This window comes from Campylobacter concisus (assembly GCF_003048905.1).
Taxonomy (GTDB): Bacteria; Campylobacterota; Campylobacteria; order Campylobacterales; family Campylobacteraceae; genus Campylobacter_A; species Campylobacter_A concisus_V.
This window is the reverse complement of record NZ_PIRO01000001.1, coordinates 488,348-507,559: the sequence shown is the minus strand read 5'-3', so window position 1 is coordinate 507,559 and position 19,212 is coordinate 488,348. Positions and strand designations below refer to the sequence as shown.

17 protein-coding genes and 1 pseudogene are annotated in these 19,212 nt (G+C 38.5%); 13 read left to right on the top strand and 5 right to left on the bottom strand.

Annotation, left to right across the window (positions count from 1 at the left end):
- Nucleotides 1-31 precede the first annotated feature (31 nt).
- The gene (locus CVS95_RS02555) at nt 32-1,834 is read left to right on the top strand and encodes a biotin/lipoyl-containing protein (RefSeq protein ID WP_107695459.1); all 1,803 of its coding nucleotides are present in this window, start codon (nt 32-34) and stop codon (nt 1,832-1,834) included.
- Nucleotides 1,835-1,940: 106 nt separating this feature from the next.
- The gene (pckA, locus tag CVS95_RS02550; RefSeq protein WP_199906340.1) at nt 1,941-3,515 is read left to right on the top strand and encodes a phosphoenolpyruvate carboxykinase (ATP); all 1,575 of its coding nucleotides are present in this window, start codon (nt 1,941-1,943) and stop codon (nt 3,513-3,515) included.
- Between the two features lie 355 nt (nt 3,516-3,870).
- On the opposite strand, the gene CVS95_RS02545 is transcribed toward pckA, so the two are convergent.
- The 3 genes from CVS95_RS02545 to CVS95_RS02535 are packed head-to-tail and all read right to left on the bottom strand — an operon-like array spanning nt 3,871 to nt 6,451.
- Nucleotides 3,871-5,226, bottom strand: a complete 1,356-nt coding sequence (locus tag CVS95_RS02545) for a cation:dicarboxylate symporter family transporter (protein WP_107695457.1) — start codon at nt 5,224-5,226, stop codon at nt 3,871-3,873.
- Between the two features lie 11 nt (nt 5,227-5,237).
- On the bottom strand, nt 5,238-5,732 hold the full coding sequence (locus tag CVS95_RS02540) for a peptidylprolyl isomerase (protein WP_103588959.1): 495 nt from the start codon (nt 5,730-5,732) through the stop codon (nt 5,238-5,240).
- Nucleotides 5,733-5,743: 11 nt separating this feature from the next.
- A complete protein-coding gene (locus CVS95_RS02535) occupies nt 5,744-6,451 on the bottom strand; it encodes a YebC/PmpR family DNA-binding transcriptional regulator (RefSeq protein ID WP_107695456.1) in 708 nt (235 codons plus the stop codon).
- A 151-nt stretch (nt 6,452-6,602) separates the two neighbouring features.
- Between CVS95_RS02535 and CVS95_RS02530 the strand changes: the two genes are divergently transcribed.
- The 4 genes from CVS95_RS02530 to CVS95_RS02515 are packed head-to-tail and all read left to right on the top strand — an operon-like array spanning nt 6,603 to nt 10,079.
- Entirely contained in the window at nt 6,603-7,157 is a 555-nt protein-coding gene (locus CVS95_RS02530) for a GNAT family N-acetyltransferase (RefSeq protein ID WP_107695455.1), read from the top strand.
- A complete protein-coding gene (locus CVS95_RS02525) occupies nt 7,154-7,357 on the top strand; it encodes a heavy-metal-associated domain-containing protein (RefSeq protein ID WP_004317198.1) in 204 nt (67 codons plus the stop codon). Before CVS95_RS02530 ends, CVS95_RS02525 begins: the two co-directional genes overlap by 4 nt.
- A 1-nt stretch (nt 7,358) precedes the next feature.
- Nucleotides 7,359-9,536, top strand: a complete 2,178-nt coding sequence (locus CVS95_RS02520) for a heavy metal translocating P-type ATPase (protein WP_107695454.1) — start codon at nt 7,359-7,361, stop codon at nt 9,534-9,536.
- Between the two features lie 3 nt (nt 9,537-9,539).
- Nucleotides 9,540-10,079, top strand: coding sequence for an oxidoreductase (locus CVS95_RS02515; protein WP_107695453.1), 540 nt, complete (start codon nt 9,540-9,542; stop codon nt 10,077-10,079).
- A gap of 2 nt (nt 10,080-10,081) precedes the next feature.
- Here CVS95_RS02515 and CVS95_RS02510 read toward each other — a convergent pair whose 3' ends face one another.
- Nucleotides 10,082-10,471, bottom strand: a complete 390-nt coding sequence (locus CVS95_RS02510; protein ID WP_107695452.1) for a hypothetical protein — start codon at nt 10,469-10,471, stop codon at nt 10,082-10,084.
- 205 nt (nt 10,472-10,676) lie between these two features.
- Between CVS95_RS02510 and argH the strand changes: the two genes are divergently transcribed.
- The 3 genes and pseudogenes from argH (at nt 10,677) to CVS95_RS09965 (ending at nt 13,207) form a co-directional block, all read left to right on the top strand.
- Entirely contained in the window at nt 10,677-12,089 is a 1,413-nt protein-coding gene (gene argH, locus CVS95_RS02505; RefSeq protein WP_107695451.1) for an argininosuccinate lyase, read from the top strand.
- A 446-nt stretch (nt 12,090-12,535) separates the two neighbouring features.
- A pseudogene (locus CVS95_RS09970) lies at nt 12,536-12,829 on the top strand (methyl-accepting chemotaxis protein); the annotation flags it as partial.
- 69 nt (nt 12,830-12,898) lie between these two features.
- Complete coding sequence (locus CVS95_RS09965) at nt 12,899-13,207, top strand: CZB domain-containing protein (RefSeq protein ID WP_374048490.1); 309 nt, start codon at nt 12,899-12,901, stop codon at nt 13,205-13,207.
- 40 nt (nt 13,208-13,247) lie between these two features.
- On the opposite strand, the gene CVS95_RS02495 is transcribed toward CVS95_RS09965, so the two are convergent.
- Nucleotides 13,248-13,601, bottom strand: coding sequence for a histidine triad nucleotide-binding protein (locus CVS95_RS02495; protein ID WP_021091047.1), 354 nt, complete (start codon nt 13,599-13,601; stop codon nt 13,248-13,250).
- 118 nt (nt 13,602-13,719) lie between these two features.
- Between CVS95_RS02495 and pheS the strand changes: the two genes are divergently transcribed.
- The 4 genes from pheS to CVS95_RS02475 are packed head-to-tail and all read left to right on the top strand — an operon-like array spanning nt 13,720 to nt 19,136.
- Nucleotides 13,720-14,715, top strand: a complete 996-nt coding sequence (pheS, locus tag CVS95_RS02490) for a phenylalanine--tRNA ligase subunit alpha (protein ID WP_107695449.1) — start codon at nt 13,720-13,722, stop codon at nt 14,713-14,715.
- Nucleotides 14,712-17,048: a phenylalanine--tRNA ligase subunit beta gene (gene pheT / locus CVS95_RS02485; RefSeq protein WP_107695448.1), complete on the top strand. Its 2,337-nt coding sequence runs from the start codon at nt 14,712-14,714 to the stop codon at nt 17,046-17,048. Before pheS ends, pheT begins: the two co-directional genes overlap by 4 nt.
- The gene (gene aroA / locus CVS95_RS02480) at nt 17,045-18,322 is read left to right on the top strand and encodes a 3-phosphoshikimate 1-carboxyvinyltransferase (protein WP_107695447.1); all 1,278 of its coding nucleotides are present in this window, start codon (nt 17,045-17,047) and stop codon (nt 18,320-18,322) included. The genes pheT and aroA overlap by 4 nt, the downstream gene beginning before the upstream one ends.
- The gene (locus tag CVS95_RS02475) at nt 18,312-19,136 is read left to right on the top strand and encodes a 4-hydroxy-3-methylbut-2-enyl diphosphate reductase (RefSeq protein ID WP_021090890.1); all 825 of its coding nucleotides are present in this window, start codon (nt 18,312-18,314) and stop codon (nt 19,134-19,136) included. The genes aroA and CVS95_RS02475 overlap by 11 nt, the downstream gene beginning before the upstream one ends.
- Nucleotides 19,137-19,212 lie beyond the last annotated feature (76 nt).

Below are 19,212 nucleotides of genomic sequence, written 5' to 3'. Positions count from 1 at the left end.
AAATAAATTTATAAAATTAATGAGGTGGGTGATGGCGAAGAAATTTATCGATGTTATGGATACGACTTTTAGAGATGGCTTTCAGTCAGTTTATGGCGCTAGGGTGCTTATGAACGACTTTTTGCCCGCGCTTGAAGCAGCCAAAGAGGCTGGTATAGAGCATTTTGAATTTGGTGGCGGAGCGAGATTTCAAAGCCTTTATTTTTACCTAAATGAAGACGCTTTTGCGATGATGGATAAATTTAGAAGCATCGTAGGACCAAAAGCAAATCTTCAAACCCTAAGCAGGGGCGTAAATACCGTCACACTTGATACTGGCAGCCGTGAGCTAATCGACCTTCACGCAAAGCTTTTCAAAAAACATGGAACCACCACCATCAGAAATTTTGACGCACTAAATGACGTTGAAAATTTAAAATATTCAGGCGAGAGGATCGCTCATCATGGCTTAAAACATGAAGTTGTTGTTACGATGATGGATCTGCCCAGTGGCTGTGTGGGAGCACATGATGTTAAATTTTATGAGAAAATTTTAAGAGAAATTTTAGATGCAAACATCCCTTATCACAGTGTTTGCTTTAAAGATGCAAGTGGCACAAGTAGCCCACAAAAGGTCTATGAAACCATAAAAATGGCTAGAAAATTATTGCCAGAAAAAACTCATATCAGACTTCATACACATGAAACAGCAGGCGTAAGTGTGGCTTGCTATCTTGCAGCGCTTGAAGCCGGCGTTGATGGAATAGATCTAGCCGCAAGCCCAGTAAGTGGTGGTACAAGTCAGCCAGATATCTTAACTATGCTTCACGCAGTAAAAGGCAAAAACTACGATCTTGGCGGACTTGACGTGGAGAAAATTTTAAAATATGAAAGCGTTTTGAATGATTGCTTAAAAGAGTATTTCTTGCCACCTGAGGCCGTACAAGTAAGCCCACTCATACCATTTTCACCGATGCCTGGTGGCGCGCTTACAGCAAATACCCAGATGATGAGAGATAACAACATCTTAGATAAATTTCCAGAGGTTATCCTTGCGATGCGTGAAGTGGTGCAAAAGGGTGGATACGGTACTTCAGTGACTCCTGTTAGCCAGTTTTACTTCCAACAAGCGTTTAATAATGTAATGTTTGGCAAGTGGAAAAAGATAGCTGAGGGATACGGTAAAATGGTGCTTGGCTACTTTGGCAAGACACCAGTTACGCCTGATAAAGAGATCATCAAGCTTGCAAGCGAGCAACTAGGCTTAAAACCAACTACAAAACACGCAGTTGATATAGCTGATAAAGATGAGAGTAAGTCGCTTGCTCACGTAAAAGAAATTCTAAAGCAAAACAATATAAAAACTACCGAAGAAAATATATTTATAGCAGCAGCTTGTAAAGAAAAGGGTATCGCATTCTTAAAAGGCGAAGCCAAAGTAAATGTTAGAAAGATCGACCCAAATGCTAAAGCAAACGAGGGCAGACAAACTCAAAGTGGCAGATATAGTGTCGTTGTAAATGGTAGCCGCTACAATGTCGAAGTAAGCGAAGGTTTTAACGATGGCATCCAAGTAAAATCAATCACCGGAGTTGAAGGCAAGAGCGTAAAAAATGCTAAAAGTGCAGCAGCAGGTGCAACTGAAAATGATATCGTTGCTAGCTTGCCGGGTGCTGTGCATAAAATTTTAGTAAGTCCTGGCGATCAAGTCAAAAAAGGGCAAGCTGTAGTCGTGCTTGAAGCAATGAAGATGGAGATAGAGGTCAAAGCCCCAAAAGATGGTGTGATAGGATCTATTGAAGTTAGCAAAGGTCAAAGCGTCGCGAACAATCAAGTGGTGGCTAAATTTAAATAAATTTGCCACTTTTAAAAAGATAGTGTTAAGCGAAATTTGATTAACATTTTGATGACTTTTAGGTCAGAAGTTATAAAGAAATGAAAATTTTAAAGGAAACAACATGATAAATAAATTAGACGAGCTAGGTCTAAAAGAGATCAAAAAGATAAATCACAATCTAAGCTACGACGAGCTTTTTGAGCTTGAAAAGACAAATAACGAGGGCAGGGTTTCAAGCAACGGCACGTTTATGGTAGATACGGGAATTTTTACTGGAAGAAGCCCAAAAGATAAGTACTTTGTCAAACAAGATCCAAGTCAGAAGTATATCGCTTGGGGCAAGATAAATCAGCCTATCACAAAAGAGCTTTTTGACAAGCTTCTTAAAAAAGCAAAAGAGCAGCTAAGCGGTAAAGAAATTTTTATCCAAGATGCATTTTGTGGGGCTAGCAAAAAGAGCCAAAAATCAGTCCGTTTTGTCACCGAAGTAGCGTGGCAAGCGCACTTTGTAAAAAATATGTTCATTCGTCCAAGTGAAGTGGAGCTAGCTAAATTTGAGCCTGATTTTGTAGTATATAACGCTTGTAAGACAAAAAATGAGGACTACAAGGCTGATGGGCTACACTCAGATGTCTTTGTTATCTTTAATGTCGAGGAAAATGTTGCAGTGATCGGTGGCACATGGTACGGCGGTGAGATGAAAAAGGGCATTTTTTCTATGATGAACTACTGGTTGCCACTTGAAGGAAAGCTAAGTATGCACTGCTCTGCAAACGTAGGCGAGAAGGGCGATACAGCGCTATTTTTTGGTCTATCTGGCACTGGTAAAACGACACTTTCAACTGATCCAAAACGCAAGTTAATAGGTGATGATGAGCACGGCTGGGACGATGATGGCGTGTTTAATTTTGAGGGCGGTTGCTACGCAAAATGTATCAACCTTGATCCAAGCAGCGAGCCAGAAATTTATGCAGCGATCAGACGTGATGCGTTACTTGAAAACGTTGTAGCTGACGAAAATGGCGTGGTTGATTACAAAGATGGCTCAAAGACTGAAAATACACGCGTGAGCTATCCGATCTATCACATCGACAACTATGAACCAAGCTCAAGTGCCGGCCATCCAAAAAATATCATCTTTTTAAGTGCTGATGCTTTTGGCGTGCTTCCCCCAGTTGCAAAGCTTACAAAAGAGCAGGCGATGTATTATTTCCTAAGTGGCTACACAGCAAAAGTTGCTGGCACAGAGCGCGGTATAACTGAACCTGTCGCTACTTTTAGTGCTTGCTTTGGTGAGCCATTTATGCCGCTTCACCCAACTGTCTATGCAAAACTACTTGGTGAGAAGATCGATAAGCACGGCGTTAATGTCTATCTTGTAAATACAGGCTGGAGCGGCGGTGCTTACGGCGTTGGCAAGCGTATGAGCATAAAAGCAACACGTGCTTGCATAAATGCGATCCTTGATGGCAGCATCACAAAATGCGAATTTGAAAATTTTGATAAATTTAACTTCGCTATCCCAAAAGAGCTTGATGGTGTCGAGACAAAACTGCTAAATCCTATAAACACATGGGCAAATCCAGCTCAGTATAACGCTTCACGCGATAAGCTAGCTAAAATGTTTGTTGAAAATTTCAAACGTTACGAAGATGTAAAAGAGGGCGTTGAGTACGCTAAAGCTGGTCCAAAAGCTTAATTTGTATAGCCTTGCAAAGCTTCTTGCAAGGCTAGTCTTTTTGGTTGATATTTTTGATATGACTAAATTTAAAGTATCTCTCTTCTAAATTCCAATCTCAAGTGTTACATTTGTAAATTTATTCTAGTAAGTAACAAAATATTAGATATTGCCAAATATATTAGTTACTAATAAAATTTTCCTATTATACTTAGCTTAGTTTTTCTTTTTGTATTTGAACCAGTTATCAAGTATCATTTATTACGATGCTGTTTTTAAAAATTTTTATAGGTTTGAGGAAGTAGATAGAGCGCATTAAATTTAGATAAAAAGAAAAAAATAAGGGCAAAGTTGCCCTTATAGTTATAAAGTTATATTATGAGTGAAAGTGAAATTCCTCTGGATGATCTAGTGCGTATCTAAATTTATCCATATCGACTTTTTTATCCCAGATAGATACGATCATGCAGCCAACAGCGTTACCGCAGAGATTACCAACAGCACGCATTTCTGACATAAATTTATCAACGCCAAGTAGCACGGCTACAGTGACGACTGGTATGCCAGTGCTTGGAAGTGCGCTTAGTGTTCCAGCAAGGACGACAAAGCCTGATCCTGTCACGCCAACAGCACCTTTGCTTGTGATCATTAGTACGATTAGTATACTTATTAGATGCTCAAAGCTTAGCGGGATGTTGAAAGCTTGAGCTAGGAAAATAACGCTTAAACTTAGATAGATGTTGGTGCAGTCAAGGTTAAATGAGTAGCCAGTTGGGATGATAAGTCCAACAGCGCCTCTATTTATACCAGCTGATTCTAGCTTTTGCATAAGCGGCGCAAGAGCTGTTTCGCTCGAGCTTGTTGCAAAGACTACCAATACCTCTTTTGAAATAAAACGCATAAATTTAAAGACATTGATTTTTGCAAAATAGCAAATAACGCCAAGCACTACAAAGATAAAAAAGCAGCTTGCAAGTGCCATAACAACCAAAAGCTCCATCATGCCAAGAAGCGTTCCGATACCAAATTTGCCGATTAGATAAGCCATAGCTGAAAATGCAGCCACTGGGCTAAAGAGCATAAGCCAGCTAAGAAGTTTTAAGACATAGTGCTGAATAAATTCAAGTGGCTTTAGGCAAGCTTGTTTTTTATCGTGAGCTAGCAGCGAAAGTACTATGGCAACGATAATAGCCATGAAAAGTACTTGAAGTGTGTTTGATTTTATAAATGGATCAAGTATATGCACGTAAGGGAAAATATCATCTACTGGCACAGCACCTCTTAAAAGATGAATTGTATGTGCTACAAACCCACTATTTGCGTCCATATTTGCAGCTTGAGATGTAAATTTAGCTACACTTGAGGCATCAAGCTGAGTGTAGTCAAGATTCATACCATGTCCTGGACGAAGTGTCTCACCAAAGATGATACCAACAGCAAGCGCAAGTGTGCTAACTATCTCAAAATAAATAAATGCCTTTAATCCAATAGACCCAAGATCTTTTAAACTCTCAAGCCCAACGATACCTGAAACGATCGTTAAAAAGATAATAGGGCCGATTAAAATTTTAAGTGCTTTTATAAAATAATCAATGCCTGGTTTGCTTGCTATACCAAGCTCAGGCGCGACCATGCCAACGACAACACCACCAACAATACCGATCACAACCCAAAAGGCAAGATTGGTAAATAATCTTACAGCAAGATTTCCTTGCTTTTTAGCATTATTCATAAATTTCCCCTTTATAGGCTTTCTCTGATCTTAGCAGAGATGATCTTATCGCCTTGTCTGATAGCATCAAGTACCTTTAGGCTCTCTTCATCAACGCATTTTCCAAAGACTGTATGCACGCCATCAAGATGAGGTTGTTTGCTATGACAGATGAAAAACTGCGATCCGCCAGTATCGCGTCCTGCGTGAGCCATGCTAAGGCTACCGCGCTCGTGTTTTACGTTTTGTTTATCGCATTCGCATTTTATTCTCCAGCCAGGACCGCCTGTGCCCGTGCCATTTGGGCAGCCACCTTGGATTACGAAATTTGGTATAACTCTGTGAAAATTTAGACCATTATAAAAGCCTGATTTTATCAAATGGATAAAATTTGCGACAGCTTGTGGAGCTTCTTCTGCAAAAAGTTCAAGTCTGATCTCGCCTTTGTCTGTCTCTAAAACTGCAAATTTATCTTTTTTAAGCTCGTCTAAATTTATATCATAAACTTTTAATTCATCAAAACGCATGTATATCCTTTTTATTCAATATTTGTATAAACTGCTTGAACGTCATCATCGTCTTCTAACTTATCAAGAAGTCTCTCAACCTCAAGCATTTGCTCTTCGCTTAGATTCACGGTTTGATTTGGTAAGTATTGAAGTGAAGCTTTTTTAACCACTAAATTTAGCTTTTCGATACCTTCATGAAGTGTGCCAAAATTTGCATAATCACCATAAACAAATAGCGTCTCATCGTCGGCCTCGATATCGCTTAGACCATAATCAATCAGCTCAAGCTCGATCTCTTCAATATCTGCGCTTGGTTTTTCAAGCTCAAAAACGCTCTTTCTTGTAAACATAAAGCTAAGGCTGCCACTTGGTAAAATTTCTCCACCATTTTTGCTAAATATCGCTTTAACATTGGCAACCGTTCTTGTTGGATTGTCGGTCGCACACTCAACGATGATCTGCACGCCGTGAGCTGCTTTGCCGTCATAAAAAATAGTCTTGATATCGGCGCTATCTTTGCCATTTGCTCTTTTTATAGCTGCGTCGATGTTGTCTTTTGGCATATTTTCAGCTTTTGCCGCTACGATAGCTGCACGAAGTTTAGGGTTCATATCTGGATCACAACCACCATCTTTTGCGGCTACTGTTATAGCTTTTGCAAGTTTTGGAAATACCTTGCTCATCTTATCCCATCTAGCTTCTTTTGCCGCTCTTCGGTACTCAAATGCTCGTCCCATAAATATCCTTAAATAAATTTTTTACGGATTATAACTAAAAAAATTTTATACTTTTTTAAAACATTTTTAGTTTGCATATTGCGGGTTATTAATTTGTAAATCGCAGATTGATATTTGGTAAAAATTTAAGCTAAAGGCATATAATCATGCCATGATAAAAAATGCTCAAAAACAAGATGCAAAAAGCTGCATAAAGCTACTAAATCTAGCAATGGAGGATATCGCCTACAAGCTAAGTGGCTACGACGATCCTATTAAAAGTGATGAAATTTTAGAAGTTTTTTTCAAAAGTGAGACAAATAGACTAAGCTATAAAAATGTCTTTGTTTATAAAAGCAACGAGAAAATTATCGCAGCGATGTGTGCTTACTTTGGTGGCGATGCGGAGCAGCTTGATAGAGAAATTTCACAGCATCTAAAGGCTCTTGGCAAAGACGCTAAAGTAGAAAAAGAGTGTTTTGATGATGAGTTTTATATAGATAGTATCGCTGTTGATGAAAATTTTAGAGGCCAAGGGCTTGCAAAAGAGCTCATAAGGCATTCATTTGTCAAGGCAAAAGAGCTAGGACATAAAAAAGTTTCATTAATAGTAGATACAAATAAGCCAAAAGTTCGTAAATTTTACGAGAGCCTTGGCTTTAAATTTAACACCAAAAAGATCATAAATTTACACGAATACGACCACATGATAAAGGAGATAATATGAAAACATTTGAGGTAAATAACGTGCATTGCCAAAACTGCGCAAATACTATAAAAAACGCACTTGAAGATGACTTTGGCGAGATAAAAGTCGATCTTAGCAAAGAGCCAAGACAAGTTAGTCTTGATATAAAAGATGGCGATGTAGAGAAATTTAAATCAGAAATGGCTGATCTGGGATTTGACGTTATAAAAGAGCTTTGATATGCCTTTAAAAGTCAAGCTAAATATAGCGGGAATGAGCTGCGTAAATTGCTCAAACGCTATCGAGAAAGTTTCCAAAAAGATAGATGGGGTGCTTGAAGCAAATGTAAATTTCGCAAACGCAAGCGGTGAGTTTGTCCTAAAAGACGCCAGCGTGCGTGAAGTTTTAGAGCAAAAGATAAAGAAGCTTGGCTACTTTGTGGCGACAAATATTGATGAATTTGAAGCCAAAAGAGACGAGCATATAACTGCGATCAGAAATAAATTTATATTTGCATTTCTAGCGAGCATGGTCATCATGGCGCTTGAGATGTTTGTAAGGCCTAGCGTGGTTGTAAATTTAGCCATTTTAGCGCTTGGCTTTTTGGTGCTAGCTTTTAGTGGTAAAGACTTCTTTGCTCACGCCATAGAGGCTGTTAAAAACAAAAACTACGATATGAACGTGCTTGTAGCTCTTGGAAGCGGCAGTGCATTTTTATACTCGCTTTTTGTTGTGATCTTTTCAGATTTCATCCCAGATGATCTAAAAAATGTCTATGTCTCAGGCGCAGCGATGATAATAGCCTTTGTTTTGCTAGGTAAGTATCTTGAAGAGCGCTCAAAGGCAAAGGCAGGCGACTACCTAAAGACGCTACTTAAAATTTCGCCAAAGACCGCCTTTTTGGTCATGCCAGATGGACATAGTAAAGAGGTAAATGTAAATGAGCTAAAAGTAGGCGACATCGTCATCGTAAAAAATGGCTACAATGTTCCATGTGATGGCGTGATAGTTCAAGGTGGCGCTGAGATAGATGCTTCTATGCTTACAGGAGAGAGCTTGCCAGTTTATAAAGAGGTGGGAGATGGCGTATTTGCCGGCACTCTAAACACAAATGGCTACATAAGCGTCAAGGTAACAAAGAGCTCTTACGAGAGCTTGCTATCTCAAATTTTAAACCTACTAAGCGACGCTAGCTCTAAAAAGATGCCTATCGGACGGCTGGCTGACAAGATAGCAAACATCTTTGTGCCAAGTGTCGTGGCGATCTCAGTTCTTACATTTTTAATATGGATAATTTTTAGTGGAAATTTCGCCTATGCGATCTCTAGCGCGATCTGCGTTCTTATCATCTCATGTCCATGCGCTCTTGGACTTGCTACGCCAATAGCAATAGTAAGCTCGCTTGCACGCGGTGCAAAAGCTGGAATTTTAGTAAAAAATCCAGAAGTTTTAGAGCTAATAAAAGATGCTAAATTTGTAGCATTTGATAAAACTGGCACGCTTAGTAAAGGGCAAATCAGCGTCAAAAGCTCAAATTTAAGCGAGCAAGATTTAGCTCTTATCGCTTCTGCTGAAAATTTAAGTGAGCATCTCATCTCAAAAGCTATCGTTAGATATGCAAAGCAAAAATGTATAGATTTACAAAAGCTAAATGGAAAATTTCAAAACGTTGTTGGGCAAGGCATCATCTATGAGGATGAGAATAATCAGATAATAATCGGAAACGAAAAGTTGCTTTTGGCAAATGAAGTGAGTTTAAATCCGGATGAAAGTAAAGCTATAAAAGAGGCTACAAACGATGGAAGCGGCGTCATACTTTGTGCTATAAATAAAAAATTTGTCGGTTTTTTAACGCTTAGTGATGAGCTAAAAGACGAGGCAAGCGATGTTATAAATGAGCTTACAAGTCTAAATTTACAAAGTGTGATCCTCTCAGGCGATGATGAAAAAGTGGTTGCAAATATCGCCGACAGGTTAAATTTAAGCAAATACTATGCAAATATGCTACCAGAGGATAAATTTAACAAGATAAAAGAGCTTTCAAGTCATGGTGGTGTCATCTTTGTAGGAGATGGCGTAAACGACTCACCATCACTTAAAGAAGCAAGTGTTGGTATCGCTATGAACTCGGGCTCAGATATCGCAAAGGGTGCTGGAGATATCGTACTTGTTAAAAATGATTTGCGTGGCGTGACCGGACTAGTTAGACTAGCAAATGCTACTATGGCAAACATAAAAGAAAATTTATTTTGGGCTTTTATGTATAACGCGATTTGTATTCCAGTGGCTGCTGGCGTGCTTTACCCGGTCTTTGGGCTACTTTTAAGCCCAGTTTATGGCTCAATGGCAATGTGTCTTAGCTCTGTTACTGTCGTTTTAAATGCACTTAGACTTAGATATCTACGACTTAAGGATTAAAATTTGAAACTTGGAGAACTTTATAGCGTTGTAGCGGCTGCGCTTGCTGCAAATTTTAGCGGCATTTTAGACGTTTCATCTTTTATGCGTATCAAAAAGACAAATGCGTGGATAACGCAGACAAATAGCGAAGCAAATAAAAAAGGTAACGAGCTTTATGCCAAATTTATCAAAGATGAAAGTAGTGCTGCTTTATGTGACGATTTTGTCATTTTAAAGTCAAAATTTGAGGCAAGTTACTATTTTTCGTCTGCAAAAGATGATCTAGCTCAATTTTATAAGGCTATAAATTTTCAGCCAAAGATGGGCGAGGTTGACAGCATCTCAAATCAGCTAATTTTAATAGCAAATATTTTAAAAAGCGAAGCATCTAATGAGTCTATGAAACTTCTTGCAGCTTTTAGTGTATCATTTTTCTTGCCTTATGCTAAACAGCTTTCAAGAGATATCCAAAAAGACGCAACTAGCAATTTTTATAAATCAATGGGATATTTTTTAGAGGATTTTTGCCTAGTTTTAGAAACTATTATTGGCAAGGCTTAGTTTTAAGCCTGTGCCATTTCTATCATTTGAGTTTTAATACTTAAAATGTTATTTTGAATGGCTGACTGCTCTAAATTTAAGTAATGAAGCATTTGCATAGAGTTACGATCTTTTAGGCTCTGGATGCTTGAAATTTGATGCGAAATATCTAGCTTTTGCTCTTGTAATTTTTCTAAGTCTTTTTGTAACTGTATGGCACTTGCTTTATTAATAATTATAGAGGAAATTTTAGCATCTTCTCTTTGTTCTACATGTACTTCATTGCTTCTAATAATATCTTTCTTGTCATAGCCGGAAGATACTAGCATGCTTGTTTTTGAGCTATTTGAAGAGATAGATGTATAGCCATCATGATAGAAAATATTTGAGTTCATATTCGCATCTATTTGCATATCATCCTTCCTCTTATAGATTATTTTTATTTTAAACTATATTCAATAGAAAATTAAAATAGTTTTTAAAAAGTTATATTTTGAATTATATTTCTATATCCTTAAAGATAAATTATATTTATAACTTTTTTGCAACTTTATAGTTAAAATACCCAGTTAAGTGCTATTTTGTTAAAATCACGCAAAACTAATTAAAGGCAAAGCTATGAAAGAAGAGAAAAACGCACACAAAAAGATGTGGGAGGGCAGATTTAGCGAGGCTAGTTCGAAGCTGCTTGAGGAATTCAATGCCTCTATAAATTTTGATAAAAATCTTTTTGAGGAAGATATCGCTGGAAGTAAGGCTCACGCAAAGATGCTTGGGGTTTGCGGAATTTTGAAAAAAGATGAGTCAGAGGCGATCATAAAGGGGCTTGATGAGGTTTTATCTGAGATAAGAGCAGGTAAATTCGAGTTTAAGCTAGAAGATGAAGATATACATATGGCAGTTGAGAAGCGCCTTAGCCAGATCATCGGCGCCGAGCTTGGAGGCAGACTGCACACAGCTAGAAGTAGAAACGACCAAGTTGCGCTTGATTTTAAATTTTACGTATTGAAGAAAAATTTAGAAATTTCATCTCTCATCAAAGAGCTCATCACTACGCTTACAAATTTGGCAAAAAACCACAAAGATACGCTAATGCCAGGCTACACACATCTTCAACACGCTCAGCCAGTAAGCCTTAGCTATCACTTGCTAGCATATGCATTTATGTTTAAAAGAGATTTCGAGCGTTTTGTTAGCTCATATGAGCGAAACAACCTAAGTCCGCTTGGTTCAGCAGCCCTTGCAGGCACTCCTCATAAGATAGATAGAACTATCGTTGCAAGTGAGCTTGGCTTCGCAGGTTGCACGCGAAATGCGATGGATAGCGTGAGCGACCGTGATTTTGCGCTTGAGATTTTATTTAACATTAGCATTTTTATGACGCACGCTTCTAGGCTTTGCGAGGAGCTCATACTTTGGAGCTCGCAAGAATTTGGCTTTATAAGCATTAGCGATGCTTATAGCACAGGAAGTTCCATTATGCCTCAAAAGAAAAATCCAGACGTTGCTGAACTCATCCGTGGCAAAACTGGGCGTGTAAATGGAAATTTAGTAGCACTGCTAACTACGATGAAGGGCCTGCCACTTGCTTATAATAAAGATATGCAAGAAGATAAAGAGGGCGTGTTTGACAGCGTCTCAACCATTTTAAGCTCGGCTACCATCCTAAACGAGATGATAAAAACGGCCAAATTTAATGAAAAAAATATGCTAAAAGCTACAAAAACTGGGCATCTAAGTGCGACTGATTTGGCAGACTATCTAGTGCGTGAAAAGAATATTCCATTTAGAACGGCGCATTTTATCACAGGCAAAGCCGTCGCAAAGGCTGAAAGCTTAGGACTTGATCTAAGTGAGCTAAACGAAGAGCAGCTAAAAAGTGTCGATGAAAATTTGGACGAAAATGCCATTAAATTTCTAGATCTGCACGCTTCCAAAGAGGCTCGCACTTCAAAAGGCGGCACGGCAAATAAAAGCGTTGATGAGCAGATAGAAATTTTAGACTACTGGCTTAAGAAAAAAGAGTTATAATTACGCAAAATCTACAAAATTTTAAAGGATGAAAAATGTTTTTTGATGGCAAGAATAAAGAGCTTTCTAGTAAAAATGAAGCTTTAGAGAGAGAAAATGAAGCTTTAAAGGCTGAAATTTTAGCACTTAAAGAGGAGCTAAAAAAAGTTAAAACTTGCGAGCCAAAAGAGCAAGCCAAGGATAAGCAAGAGGCTGTAAATTTATTGCTTTCAAGTTATCAAGATGGTATAAATTTCTTGCAATTAACAATGGAAGAAAACCTAAAAATGCTTGAAAGTATAAACGGACTAAATGAAAAGACTTTCAAAGAGACGGGCGAACTCAAGTCGCAAACGGCTGAAATTTTAAACTCGATCGAGCAAGTAAGCCAGATGAGCAATGACCTTTCAAATGACGCTTCTTCGCTTAATGGAAGCGTAAATTCGATTGCTGAGATTATAAATCTAATTAAAGACATCTCAGATCAGACAAATTTGCTAGCTCTAAATGCTGCGATCGAGGCGGCCCGTGCTGGTGAGCATGGACGAGGTTTTGCTGTCGTGGCAGATGAGGTTAGAAAGCTAGCTGAGCGCACTCAAAAAGCGACACTTGAAGTAGAAGTAAATATAAATGGACTTAAGCAAAGTGCGAATACGATGATCGAAATGAGTGAGAATTTCTCAAAAATTTCTGCAAATGCTATGAAAATTTTAGGTGGATTTGAAGGAAATATCTCAAGCGTAAACTCAAATACGCAAAATATCCTAAATCAGGCTCTAAATGTTACAAATGAAGTCTATGTAAGTAATGGAAAAATAGATCATATAAATATGAAGCTAAATGGATATAGAGGTGTGCTTTTAAATGAATTTAATAAAATTCAAGATGTTCATGAGTGTAGATTTGGCAAATGGTATGAAAAAGATGTGAAAAATACTCTTGTAAAAGATGCCAAAATTCTCTCAAGTATCGCAGCTCATCATGAAAATGTTCATCATGGACTAGAAAAAGCGATGGTTATTTTTGCTGATAAAGATAAAGGAAATCTACCTGGCGTTGAAATATTAAAAGATGTTGAAAACTCAAGTAAAGTAGGTTTTGAAGAGTTGCTTGAAGCTATTAAGTCTGCAAGAAAATAAAATTTTAGACTCAGGTTTTGAGTCTAAAATTTAGAAGTTATTAAAATGTGCTTTGTGGATCAGCTACGCCTTCGCTCCAGCCAAGCTTAGCTCCGCCAAGCAGGTGAAAATGTAGATGCATAACTTCTTGACCGCCGTTTTCACCGCAGTTTGTTATAAGGCGGTATCCGCTCTTATCAACGCCCATTAAGGTCGCTACTTCTTGGATAAATTTTGTCATCTCTCCCATTAAAACCGGATCCATCTCTTGGAAATTTTTATAGTGTTTTTTTGGGATGATTAGGATGTGGATTGGTGCTTTTGGATTTATATCGTTAAAAGCTAGAAATTTCTCGCTCTCAAGCACTTTGTTGCAAGGGATTTCACCAGCTACGATCTTTTCAAATATGGTCATTTTAGCTCCTTTGAAATTTTGCAAAATTATATCAAAGTGTGCTTAAATTTCGTGCTCTTTATCTTGATTTTAACTCTTTTTCTATAAAATCGACTCAAAAATTTATAAAGGCAAAAAATTGCAAGATTTCGTTAATAAAATCAAAAATGAAATTTCAACGCTTGATGATTTGGAAAAAGTCAGGGTAGAAATTTTTGGCAAAAAGGGCATCTTGGCGCAAGGCTTTGCAAAGCTAAAAGAGCTTGGCGAGGACGAGAAAAAGGAATTTGCAGCAAATTTAAATAAGCAAAGAGATGAGCTTGGCGCGCTAATAGAAGCTAAAAAGGCTGAGCTTAGCGAGCAAGAGATAGATAACAAGATGAAAAAAGAAGCCGCTGATATCACGCTATTTAATGAGCCTATTGCTAGCGGGGCACTTCATCCTGTGATGGCTACGATGGATAAGATAATTGAATACTTTTTAGCTCTAAATTTCTCGCTCGAGACTGGACCACTAATAGAAGATGATTTTCACAACTTTGAGGCGCTAAATTTACCAAAATACCACCCAGCAAGAGATATGCAAGATACATTTTACCTAGATGATTTTAGGCTTTTAAGGACGCATACGAGTCCAGTTCAGGTGCGAACTATGCTAAATCAAAAGCCGCCTATTCGCATGATAGCGCCAGGTACTGTCTTTAGACGTGATATGGATTTAACGCATACACCGATGTTTCACCAGGTCGAGGGCCTTGTGGTGGAGGATGCTGAGAAAGTTAGCTTTGCAAATTTAAAATCAATGCTTGAGGGCTTTTTAAAGCACATGTTTGGCGACGTTGAAGTACGTTTTCGCCCTAGTTTTTTTCCATTTACGGAGCCTAGCGCAGAGGTTGATATTAGTTGTATATTCTGCCATGGCAAGGGCTGCAGAGTGTGCAAGCAGACCACTTGGCTTGAGGTACTTGGATGTGGCGTCGTTGATCCAAATGTATTTAAGGCAGTTGGTTATAAAAATGTAAGTGGATACGCCTTTGGCCTTGGCGTTGAGAGATTTGCGATGTTGCTTCATAGAGTGCCTGATCTAAGGTCGCTTTTTGAGGGAGATTTAAGATTGTTGGAGCAGTTTAAATGATAATTTCAAAGCATTGGTTAAACGAGTGGATCGACCTTAGCGACGTTAGCGGCGAGACACTTTCAAAGACATTAAATTCTATCGGGCTAGAGGTTGATAGCTATAAAGAGATAAATTTACCAAAGAGTATTGTGGTTGGCTACATAAAAAGTAGAGAGAAACACCCAGATGCTGATAAACTAAGCATTTGTCAAGTGGATGTTGGTGGAGAGACGCTTCAGATCGTGTGTGGGGCTAAAAACGTTGAAGCTGGCCAGTTTGTGCCAGTTGCACTTATTGGCACGACTATGCCAAATGGTCTTGAGATAAAAAAAGCAAAGCTAAGAGGTATCGAGTCAAGTGGTATGATCTGCTCTTCAAGTGAGCTGGGACTTCCAAAGGTAAACGATGGAATTTTACCGCTTGATGAGAGCATCGGTAAACTAAAACTTGGTACAAGTCTTAGCGAATTTGAGGTATTTAAAGATACGATAATTGAAGTTGATGTCACAGCAAACAGAGGCGATTGCCAAAATTTACATGGCATCGCAAGAGAAATTTGTGCAGCGCTTGATCTAAATATGAAAGATAGTCACGAAGACGATGAGAGCGAAAATTTACTAGGTATTGGTAGAATAGCTTCTGTGCGAGCAGAGGATAAAGTAAATGGGTCATTTTTGTATAAGGCTTTTGAGCTAAAAGAGGGACTATACGAAAATCTAATAACTCGCATGCGTCTAGCATTAATAGAGTGTCAAAAGACAAATTTAGTAGAGAGACTACTTGAATATGCGACATTTTGCACGGGTGTTTTATTTAGGGCTTATGATCACGCTAAACTTGTAAGTGAAGGCGAAAAGGCTGTTTTTGATATAAAAAATGGCGAAAATGGCGAATGTGTCGTTTATTGCGGGGATAAAAATTTAGGCATTGCTGGAATTTGCCAAAGCGATGAGGCTAGGGTAGATGAGAAGTCAAAAGTGATCCTAGTAGAAGCTAGCTACGTAAAGCCAGACGTAGTTTCAAAGGCTATTTTTGAAAATAAAAATTTACCAAAGGGTGATCAAATTTATCGCTCAAGTCGTGGTGGCGAGCCAAATTTAGCTTATGGAGCGGATTATTTATTTAAAAGACTTGCTAATTTTAAAGATACTCTAAATCTCTTTGCTGGCTCACAGCAGTCGCTTTTAAACACCGAGCCTATCACGCTTAGCATCTCACTTGGCGAGCTTAAAAATATGATCGGTCAAGAGGTTGCAAGAAACGATGTCGTTAAAATTTTAAAGAAACTTGGCTTTGAGATCGCGGTAAATGTCGAGCAAGAAAGCTTTAACGTAAAAGTGCCGTTATTTCGCCATGATATCGTAAATTCTCATGATATCTGCGAGGAGATCGTAAGGATAATAGGCATCGACAATATCGCCTCAACGCCGCTAAATTTTGCAGAGAAAAATAGGCTAAATAAGACATATTTTAACTATAAAAACGCCCTAAATTTAAGGCGTAGAGCAGCTGATAATGGCTTTTTTGAAAGCGTACACTATGTCTTTGATAGTGAGGATGAGCTTAGTGAGCTAAATTTTAAACCATGCAAAGTCAAGATACTAAATCCTATAAATAATGAGCTAAACACGCTTAGACCGACACTTGTTAATCACCTTCTAAGCTCAAGCGAGAAAAATATCAAAAACTCGAAACGCTCAGTTAGACTATTTGAGCTTGGAGAAATTTTTGACGAAAATGCAAACCAGGGCTTAAATTTAGGCTTTGTTGTGTCTGGACTTCTGAAAGAGCCTACGCTGATAAATGGTGCAAAGGGCGAGGAGGCAAATTTCTATGCTTTTGCTTCGATGGTGCAAAATGTCATAGGCAAATTTGAACTAAAACCTTGCCAGGGCATCTCATATCTTAGTCCATACGAACAAGCACACATCTATCAAAATGGCGAAAATATCGGCTATATCGGTAGAGTTGACGCAAGAGTTGAGGCAAAGAGAGATCTGCCAAAAACTTATGTTTGCGAGATTGATTTTACTAAGTTTAAATTCGAACCGGTCTTAGCAGTGCCTTACTCAAAATTCCAAAGCACTACAAGAGATCTTAGCCTCATCGTGCCTGAAAATTTCGAGGCTGGACGAATTTATGAGTGCATAAGAGGGCTAAATCTAAAAGAGCTAAAAGAATTTTTACCAGTTGATATTTATAAAGATGCGAAACTAAATGGCGCGATCAGCCTTAGCCTTAAATTTACATTCCAAGATATGGAAAAAACACTTGAGGATGATGATATAAACGCACTTATGGATAAAATCTTAGGTGAGCTAAAAGAGAAACTAAATATTGGAATAAGATGAGAATTTATCCATTAGAAAAAAGTCTAAATTTAACTATTGACGACATCGCAGCGGATAAATCCATCTCGCATAGATGCGCGATTTTTTCGCTTTTGAGTGATAAACCATCTCGCATTAGAAACTACCTAAGAGCTGGCGATACGCTAAATACCTTAAAAATAGTCCAGCTTTTAGGCGCAAAAGTTGAGGACAATGGTTCTGAAATAACGATCATGCCGCCACAAAAGATAAAAGAGCCAAATGAAATTTTAGAGTGTGGTAACTCTGGTACGGCGATGAGGCTTTTTATGGGATTACTAGCCGTACAGGATGGCTTTTTTGTGCTAAGTGGTGATAGATATTTAAACTCACGTCCAATGGCTAGAATAGCAAAACCTCTAAACGATATGGGTGCAAAGATAGATGGTGCAAACAACGCAAACAATGCTCCGCTTTGCATAAGAGGGATGAAATTTGAAAGATTTAGTTTTGATAGCAAGATCGCCTCAGCCCAGGTAAAAAGTGCGCTTTTACTAGCGGCTCTTTACTCAGATGGCTGTAAATTTAGCGAGCCAGAGCTAAGCAGAGATCATACTGAGCGCATGTTTGCAGGCATGGGAGCTGATATAAAGCGTGACGGCTTAGAGATTACTCTGAAGCCTATGAAATCGCCACTTGCGCCACTTGATATAGATGTGCCAAATGATCCAAGTTCTGCATTTTTCTTTGCAGTCGCAGCACTTATAATTCCGGGCTCACACATTATTTTAAAAAATATTTTGCTAAATAAAACTCGCATCGAAGCTTACAGGATTTTAGAGAAAATGGGCGCTGAGATAAAATTTCACAAAACTTCAAGCAAGTACGAAGATATCGGTGATATCGAGGTTAGATATTCGCCAAATTTAAAAGGCGTAGAGGTTAGTGAAAATATCTCGTGGCTCATTGATGAAGCCCCGGCTTTAGCCATCGCATTTGCCTGCGCTAAAGGCCAAAGCAAGCTAATAAATGCAAAAGAGCTTCGCGTAAAAGAGAGTGATAGGATAGCCGTCACGATAAATGCGTTAAAGCAGTGCGGCGTTGATGCTAGCGAGCTTGAAGATGGCTTTATCATAAATGGCTCTGAGGCTAAATTTGCCAAGATAGATAGCCACGGAGATCATAGGATCGCGATGAGCTTTGCCGTACTTGGACTAAAATGTGGCATGCAGATAGAAAAGAGCGAATTTATCGCCACATCGTTTCCAAATTTTGCTGAAATTTTAAAGAAAATGGGAGCTAGAGTTGAAGATTGAGCTTGCTAGTAGCTATGGATTTTGCTTTGGTGTAAAAAGGGCGATAAAGATTGCTGAAAATGCAGGAGATGCTGCGACCATCGGGCCACTCATCCATAATAACGAAGAGATAAACAGGCTTGAGAAAAACTACAATGTAAAAACACTTGAGGGTATAGATGAGCTAAAAGATGAGAAAAAGGCGATCATCCGTACTCATGGCATCACTAAAAATGACCTTGCAGAGCTAAAAAAAACCGATATAAAAGTGATCGATGCAACTTGCCCATTTGTGACAAAGCCACAGCAAATTTGTGAAAAAATGAGCGAAGAGGGCTATGATGTGGTGATTTATGGCGATATGCATCACCCTGAAGTAAAGGGCGTGAAGTCATACGCCAAGGGTAATGTCTACGTCGTGCTTGAAGAGAGCGAGCTAGAGGGCATTAAATTTAAGCAAAAAGTCGCTCTTGTTAGTCAAACGACTAGAAAAGTCGAGAAATTTATGCAAATCGCAAACTACCTTATGCTTCACGTAAAAGAGGTACGCGTTTTTAACACCATCTGCAACGCGACATTTGAAAACCAAGAGGCTGCTAAAAATTTGGCAAAAAGAGCCGATGTGATGATAATAATTGGTGGAAAAAATAGCTCAAATACAAAACAACTCTATCTAATATCTAAAAATTTCTGCGAAGATAGCTACCTCATAGAAAGCGAAGAAGAGCTTGAAAAATCATGGTTTGATGGCAAAAATTTGTGTGGCATAAGTGCGGGTGCAAGTACGCCTGACTGGATCATACAAAAAGTCGTTGACAGAATCAAAAAAGTATAAAATTTATCCTAGCTAAAGCCACAATTAACTATAATAAGCCAATTTGCCTCTACTGGCATAATAAAATTTAAAGGAT

Excerpts from the sequence above, each read along its gene's own strand:
- CVS95_RS02530 (WP_107695455.1), top strand. The coding sequence starts at position 6,603 with ATGATAAAAAATGCTCAAAAACAAGATGCAAAAAGCTGCATAAAGCTA.
- pheT (WP_107695448.1), top strand. The coding sequence starts at position 14,712 with ATGATAATTTCAAAGCATTGGTTAAACGAGTGGATCGACCTTAGCGAC.
- CVS95_RS02555 (WP_107695459.1), top strand. The coding sequence starts at position 32 with ATGGCGAAGAAATTTATCGATGTTATGGATACGACTTTTAGAGATGGC.
- CVS95_RS02495 (WP_021091047.1), bottom strand. The coding sequence starts at position 13,601 with ATGACCATATTTGAAAAGATCGTAGCTGGTGAAATCCCTTGCAACAAA.
- CVS95_RS02540 (WP_103588959.1), bottom strand. The coding sequence starts at position 5,732 with ATGCGTTTTGATGAATTAAAAGTTTATGATATAAATTTAGACGAGCTT.
- CVS95_RS02520 (WP_107695454.1), top strand. The coding sequence starts at position 7,359 with ATGCCTTTAAAAGTCAAGCTAAATATAGCGGGAATGAGCTGCGTAAAT.
- aroA (WP_107695447.1), top strand. The coding sequence starts at position 17,045 with ATGAGAATTTATCCATTAGAAAAAAGTCTAAATTTAACTATTGACGAC.
- CVS95_RS02510 (WP_107695452.1), bottom strand. The coding sequence starts at position 10,471 with ATGCAAATAGATGCGAATATGAACTCAAATATTTTCTATCATGATGGC.
- CVS95_RS09965 (WP_374048490.1), top strand. The coding sequence starts at position 12,899 with ATGAAGCTAAATGGATATAGAGGTGTGCTTTTAAATGAATTTAATAAA.
- argH (WP_107695451.1), top strand. The coding sequence starts at position 10,677 with ATGAAAGAAGAGAAAAACGCACACAAAAAGATGTGGGAGGGCAGATTT.
- CVS95_RS02545 (WP_107695457.1), bottom strand. The coding sequence starts at position 5,226 with ATGAATAATGCTAAAAAGCAAGGAAATCTTGCTGTAAGATTATTTACC.
- CVS95_RS02535 (WP_107695456.1), bottom strand. The coding sequence starts at position 6,451 with ATGGGACGAGCATTTGAGTACCGAAGAGCGGCAAAAGAAGCTAGATGG.
- CVS95_RS02525 (WP_004317198.1), top strand. The coding sequence starts at position 7,154 with ATGAAAACATTTGAGGTAAATAACGTGCATTGCCAAAACTGCGCAAAT.